The sequence below is a fragment of the Aquabacterium sp. genome (assembly GCF_035476535.1).
Classification (GTDB): Bacteria; Pseudomonadota; Gammaproteobacteria; order Burkholderiales; family Burkholderiaceae_C; genus Pseudaquabacterium.
Genome location: NZ_DATILJ010000240.1, coordinates 42,667 through 48,820 on the forward strand (window position 1 = coordinate 42,667; position 6,154 = coordinate 48,820).

General features: G+C 66.9%; 5 protein-coding genes. 2 read left to right on the plus strand and 3 right to left on the minus strand.

Features of this window, described 5'->3' with window-relative positions:
- Positions 1 to 135: 135 nt before the first annotated feature.
- The 3 genes from VLK61_RS23770 to gmk form a co-directional block, all read right to left on the minus strand.
- A complete protein-coding gene (locus VLK61_RS23770) occupies positions 136 to 2,415 on the minus strand; it encodes a RelA/SpoT family protein (RefSeq protein WP_325424621.1) in 2,280 nt (759 codons plus the stop codon).
- A gap of 196 nt (positions 2,416 to 2,611) precedes the next feature.
- On the minus strand, positions 2,612 to 2,815 hold the full coding sequence (gene rpoZ, locus VLK61_RS23775; protein WP_325424623.1) for a DNA-directed RNA polymerase subunit omega: 204 nt from the start codon (positions 2,813 to 2,815) through the stop codon (positions 2,612 to 2,614).
- A 40-nt stretch (positions 2,816 to 2,855) separates the two neighbouring features.
- Positions 2,856 to 3,476 (minus strand): guanylate kinase, encoded by a 621-nt coding sequence (gene gmk / locus VLK61_RS23780; protein WP_325424631.1) that lies wholly within the window; start codon positions 3,474 to 3,476, stop codon positions 2,856 to 2,858.
- 327 nt (positions 3,477 to 3,803) lie between these two features.
- Here gmk and VLK61_RS23785 point away from each other — a divergent pair, with 327 nt between their 5' ends.
- Together VLK61_RS23785 and VLK61_RS23790 are read left to right on the plus strand one after the other, a co-directional pair.
- Positions 3,804 to 5,162: a GH1 family beta-glucosidase gene (locus VLK61_RS23785; protein WP_325424625.1), complete on the plus strand. Its 1,359-nt coding sequence runs from the start codon at positions 3,804 to 3,806 to the stop codon at positions 5,160 to 5,162.
- 18 nt (positions 5,163 to 5,180) lie between these two features.
- A partial coding sequence (locus VLK61_RS23790) for a LacI family DNA-binding transcriptional regulator (protein WP_325424627.1) occupies positions 5,181 to 6,154 on the plus strand: 974 nt, incomplete at its 3' end.

Below are 6,154 nucleotides of genomic sequence, written 5' to 3' on the forward strand. Positions count from 1 at the left end.
GCCGGCGAGTGACATTTTTCGCTCTCCCCGGCGTCGCGCGGTGATCTGGCCGGTTCGATCGGGTCACTGCTGCCGGGCAATCCAGGCGCGGTAGCGGGCGGCGTTCCTGGAGAAGCGCCTGGGTGGCGCGACAGTTCAGGGCTTGACGCGGGAAGCCCTCAGCACCGGCGCCGAGCGCTTCACGGTGCGCAGCAGGTCGGCCAGGTGCAGCCGATCCCGCACAGCCACCAGCAGGCGCAACTCGGCGACATCGGTGTCGCGCTCGTTGTCCATGTCGATGTGCGTGATGTCGGCTTCGGCCGACGACACCGAAGCCGCCACCTGCGCCAGCGCGCCCTTGCCGTTGCGCACCAGCACCAGCACCATGGTTTCGAAGGGCCGGGTTGGCTGTTCGGCCCATTCCACCGCCATCCAGCGCTCGGGGTCACGCTCGGCCAGGCGCTTGCCGTTGTGGCATTCGGCGGTGTGCACCAGCAGGCCTTCGCCGCGGCCCAGGTAGCCGACGATCGCATCGCCCGGAATCGGCCGGCAACAGGTGGCCAGCTGCACCGAGGCGCCTTCGCTGCCGTCGATGACGACGCCACCCTGCGTCGGCGCGTTGTCGTCGGCTGCACCGTAGCGGCCCAGCGTCAGCGTCAAGGCGTCCGGCCGGGCGCCGCGCTCGGTCATCAGCTGGGCCAGGCGCTTGGCGACGATGGTCGCGATCTTGCGGCCCAGGCCGATGTCGGTGAGCAGTTCGCCGCGGCCGCGATTGCCGCTCCAGCGCGTGAGTTGCTGCCACACCTGGCCGGCATCGGCATCGGTGGGGTCGGTGGAGGGCAGGGCCAGGCCTTCGCTGCGCAGCGCTTGCGCCAGCAGTTTCTCGCCGAGGCTGCGCGACTCTTCCTGCTCCATGGTCTTCAGGAAGTGGCGGATCTTCGAGCGGGCCCGGCCGGTGCGCACGAAGTTCAGCCAACCCGGGTTGGGCTTGGCGCCGGGCGCGGTGATGACCTCGACCACATCGCCGCTCTTCAGCTCGGTACGCAGCGCCACCGGCTCGCCGTTGACCTTGGCGGCGACGCAGTGGTCGCCGACGTCGGAGTGGATGGCGTAGGCAAAGTCGACCGCCGTGGCGCCGCGCGGCAGGGCCATGATCTTGCTCATCGGCGTGAAGACGTACACCGCCTCGGGCACCAGGTCGATCTTCACGTGCTCCAGGAACTCGGCCGAATCGCGGGTTTCGTCCTGGATGTCCAGCAGCGACTGCAGCCACATCGCGCCCATCGGCTGCGCTTCGCCGCCGCCCTTGCGGTCGTTCTTGTAGAGCCAGTGCGCGGCGATGCCGGCTTCGGCCACCGCATGCATCTGCTCGGTGCGGATCTGGAATTCCACCGCCGTGCCCAGCGGGCTGACCAGCGTGGTGTGCAGCGACTGGTAGCCGTTGGGCTTGGGAATCGCGACGTAATCCTTGAAGCGCCCGGGCACCGGCTTGTACAGCTGGTGCAGGACGCCCAAGGCGAGGTAACAGTCCGGCAGCGTCGGCACCACGATGCGGAAGCCGAAGATGTCGCTGACCTGCGCGAAGCCGGCATGCTTCTCGCGCATCTTGCGGTAGATCGAATACACGGTCTTCTCGCGGCCGGAGACCAGCGTCTTCATCTTCGCAGTGGCAAAGGCCTTCTCGACTTCACCGTGCACACGCTCGACGATGTCGCGCCGGTAGCCGCGCGAGCGCTTCACCGCCTTGGCCAGCGCACCATGGCGCCAGGGGTACAGGTGCTCGAAGGAGAGTTCCTGCAGCTCGCGGTAGATCTGGTTCAGGCCCAGGCGGTGGGCGATCGGCGCGTAGATGTCCAGCGTTTCGCGGGCGATGCGCTGGCGCTTGTTCGGCGCCATCGCCGCCATCGTGCGCATGTTGTGCAGCCGGTCGGCCAGCTTGACCAGGATGACGCGTACATCGCGCGCCATCGCCAGCAACATCTTGCGAAAGCTTTCGGCCTGGCTTTCTTCACGCGTGGAGAACTGCAGCTTGTCCAACTTCGTGAGGCCATCCACCAGTTCGGCGGTGGGGGCGCCGAAGCGTTCGATCAACTCGACCTTGGTGACGCCGCAGTCTTCCATCGCGTCGTGCATCAGCGCGGCCATCACCGCCTGGGCATCGAGCCGCCAGTCGGCCACCATGCCGGCCACCGCCAGCGGATGCGTGATATAGGGTTCGCCGCTGGCGCGGAACTGGCCCAAGTGTGCTTCGTCTGCGAACTTGTAGGCTTCGCGGATCAGCTTGTTCTCGGCCTTGCCCAGGTAGGCCAGCTTGTCGGCCAGCGCTGCGAACGAGGCGGCCTCGGCCTTGGGCGTGATGTCGGGGGTGTTGTTGCGCAGGCGTGGCTGCAGTGCGGCAGGCAGCAGCAACTCGGCGGCGAATGATCGAATCCCCATGGCCCGAATTTAGCGTGCTTTGCTGCGCTGAACTGTCACGTCCCGAAAAAGCCGGGGCTTGTTGCTGAAGGAACGGCCACAAGTCCTGCGCGGCTTGCATCAGCACATGGATCGGCGCATCCCCGGCCCATGAAAAAGGGCACCCCTGGGGTGCCCTTGTTGTTCAGCAGCCTGATGCTGCTGGTGCCAGCCTGCTTTACAGCGGCACGCGGCGCAGCATCTCGATGCCGATTTCGCCTTCGGCGATTTCGCGCAGCGCGGTGACACCGGGCTTGTTCTTGCTGTCGATCTTCGGCGCGTGGCCTTGGCTCAGCATGCGGGCGCGGTAGGTAGCGGCCAGCACCAGCTGGAAGCGGTTGGGGATTTTTTGCAGGCAGTCTTCGACAGTGATGCGGGCCATGGGCTTGCCTTGTTTCTACTAAAGGGTGAGCCGAAGGGATTCAGCTCAGGTCCAGTGCGGCGAATACGTGCGACCGATTGCGCAGTTGTGCGGCGTATCTCAAGCGCTGGGAATGAACGACGGTTTTCAGATCGAAAAGCGCCGTCTCGAACAAGGCGTTGATTATAACGAAATCGAAGTGTCGGGCCTGCGCTACTTCTTCGCGGGCATTGGCCATGCGCTGTTCGATGACCTCGGGGTGGTCCTCGCCGCGGCGCATCAGGCGCTGACGCAACTCTTCCCAGCTGGGCGGCAGGATGAAGATCAGCACCGCATGGGCAAAGATCTGCTTGATCTGCAGCGCACCCTGGAAATCGATCTCCAGCACCACATCGTCACCGGCGGCCAGGCGCTGCTCGACCGCGCTGCGCGAGGTGCCGTACAGGTTGCCATGCACCTGCGCCCACTCGAAGAAGTCGCCCTGGGCCACCATCTGCTCGAACTCGGGCTTGGTGATGAACCAGTATTCGCGGCCATGCTGCTCCTGGCCGCGTGGGGCCCGCGTGGTGTGCGAGATCGACACGCGCAGGTGCGAATCCAGTTCCAGCAAGGCCTTCACCAGGCTGGACTTGCCGGCGCCGCTGGGCGCGGCAACGACAAACAGGTTGCCGGGAGCTTCGATCACGGCGGGGCTGGCAGGGGCCTCGTTCATCGCGGCAGTCTTGGTGATCATGGAGCGCGGGAAGTCTAGCAGTGGCGGCCGGCAGAGCCGGCCATGGCTGCTCTATCGGCCACTGGGCGCCCGATCTTGAGGGCGGCCCCATGCGCAAGGCCGCAGCATGCCGGATCCGCCTGCTCCCGACCAAGCCTGCTTCCGGCCGTGCCGACGGGCGACCGCGCTGACGGGGCGACCGTGCCAAGACACGGGAAAACCCCGGCATGAAAACGTTTTACTGCGCCATGAGCTGCGTGATAACGTTTACATCACGCCATCCGGACGCTATCGCCCATGCCCTCGAACTTTCGATTCCCGCCCCGTTTCTTGTGGGGCGCTGCCACGTCCGCCTACCAGATCGAAGGCTCGCCGCTCGCCGATGGCGCGGGCCCCAGCATCTGGCACCGCTTCGTGCGCACCCCGGGCCTGGTGAAGGACGGCGACACCGGCGACGTGGCCTGCGACCACTACCAGCGCATGGCCGCGGACGTGGCGCTGATGAAGTCGCTGGGCCTCACCGCCTACCGCTTCAGCATCGCCTGGGCGCGGGTGATGCCGGAAGGCCGCGGCCGCGTCAACGAAGGTGGACTGGGCTTCTACGAGCGCCTGGTCGACACGCTGCTGGAAAACGGAATCGAGCCGATGGCCACGCTGTACCACTGGGACCTGCCGGCCGCGCTGGACGACCGCGGCGGCTGGCTGAACCCTGATGTGGCCGACTGGTTCGCCGACTACGCCAGCGTGATGTATCGCCGCCTGGACGACCGCGTGAAGCTCTGGGCCACGCTGAACGAGCCCTGGGTCGTCACCGACGGCGGCTACCTGCATGGCGCACTGGCGCCCGGCCACCGCAACCGTTTCGAGGCGCCGATCGCCTCGCACCAGCTGCTGCGCTCGCATGGCAAGGCGGTGCAGGCCTATCGTGCACACGGCAAGCACCAGGTCGGCCTGGTGGTCAATATCGAGCCGAAGTACCCGGCCACGAACGCCCCCGAAGACCTGGCCGCCACGCGCCGTGCGGACGCGTACATGAACCGTCAGTACCTGGATCCGGTGTTCCTCGGCCACTATCCGGACGAGATGCACGAGATCTTCGGCGAAGCCTGGCCCGAGTGGCCGGCCGAGGACTTCGACCTGATCAAGCAGCCGATCGACTTCCTCGGCATCAACTGGTACACCCGCAACGTCGTGCGGCACGACGCGCAGCAGTGGCCGCTGCAAGCCGTGCCGGTCCGCCAACCGCTGTCGACCTACACCGAGACCGGCTGGGAGGTCTACCCGCAGGGCCTGACCGACACGCTGACCTGGGCCCGCGACCGTTATGGTCCCATCCCGCAGTACGTGACCGAAAACGGCGCCGCCTTCTTCGACCCGCCGGTGGCGCAGGGCGGCCGCGTGCGGGACCCCCTGCGCGTGGACTACTTCCAGAAGCACCTGAAGGCCGTGCATGCGGCCATCGGCCAGGGCGTGGATGTGCGGGGTTATTTCGCCTGGTCGCTGATGGACAACCTGGAATGGTCGCTGGGGTACTCCAAGCGCTTCGGCATCGTGCATGTGAACTTCGCGACCTTGGAGCGCACGCCCAAGGACAGCGCACGCTATTACGCCCAGGTCATCGCGTCGCATGGCGGCGTGCTGGACGAAGCGCTCTGAGCCGAACCGGTACCCACCATGGCCGTGACCATCAAGGACGTTGCGCGCGAAGCCGGCGTGTCGGTGGCCACCGTGTCGCGCGCGCTCAACGGCCATTCGAACGTCACCGAGCAGACCCGCGAGCATGTGCTGAGCATCGCCACCGCGCTGCGCTTCATCCCGTCGCAGGCGGCGCGTTCGATGATCTCGCGCCGCACGCACACGGTGGGCGCGCTGCTGCCTGATCTGCACGGTGAATACTTTTCCGAGCTGATCCGTGGCATCGACCTGGCGGCCCGCGCACGCGGACTGCACCTGCTGGTGTCCAGCTCGCATGGCGACGCCACCGAGGCCGCCGCCGCGCTGCGCGCGATGAATGGCCGCGTCGACGGCCTGCTGGTGATGAGCCCGCATGCCAATGCCGACTTCCTGTGGGGCAATGTGCCGGACGGCCTGCCGGCGGTGCTGATGAACACGCAGGTCGTCGGCGGCAAGCATTCCTCGTTCGCGGTGGACAACTACAGCGGCGCGTTCGCGATGGTGCGCCACCTGGTCGAACGCGGCCACGTGCGCATCGCCTTTGTCGCCGGGCCTGAGAGCAACTTCGAAGCCCACGAGCGCCTGCGGGGTTATCGCTCGGCGCTGGCCGAGCTGCGGCCGGGCCAGGACGAGCAGGTGCTGCAGGGCGATTTCACGCAGGAATCGGGCTTTCGCGTCGGCAACCAGATCGTCGCGCTGACCGAGCGGCCGACGGCCGTCTTCGCCAGCAACGACGCGATGGCCATCGGCTGCCTTTCCGCGCTCAATGAAGCGGGCCTGCAGGTGCCGGCCGACATCGCGCTGGCCGGCTTCGACGACATCCCGATCAGCCGCTACGTCAACCCGCCGTTGACCACCGTGCGTGCGCGCATCACCGAGCTCGGCGCGCTGGCGCTGGATCGGCTGGCCTCGTGCATCGAAGAGCCCGAGCACTGCACGCCGCAGCACCAGATGCTGCGCGCCGACCTGGTGAT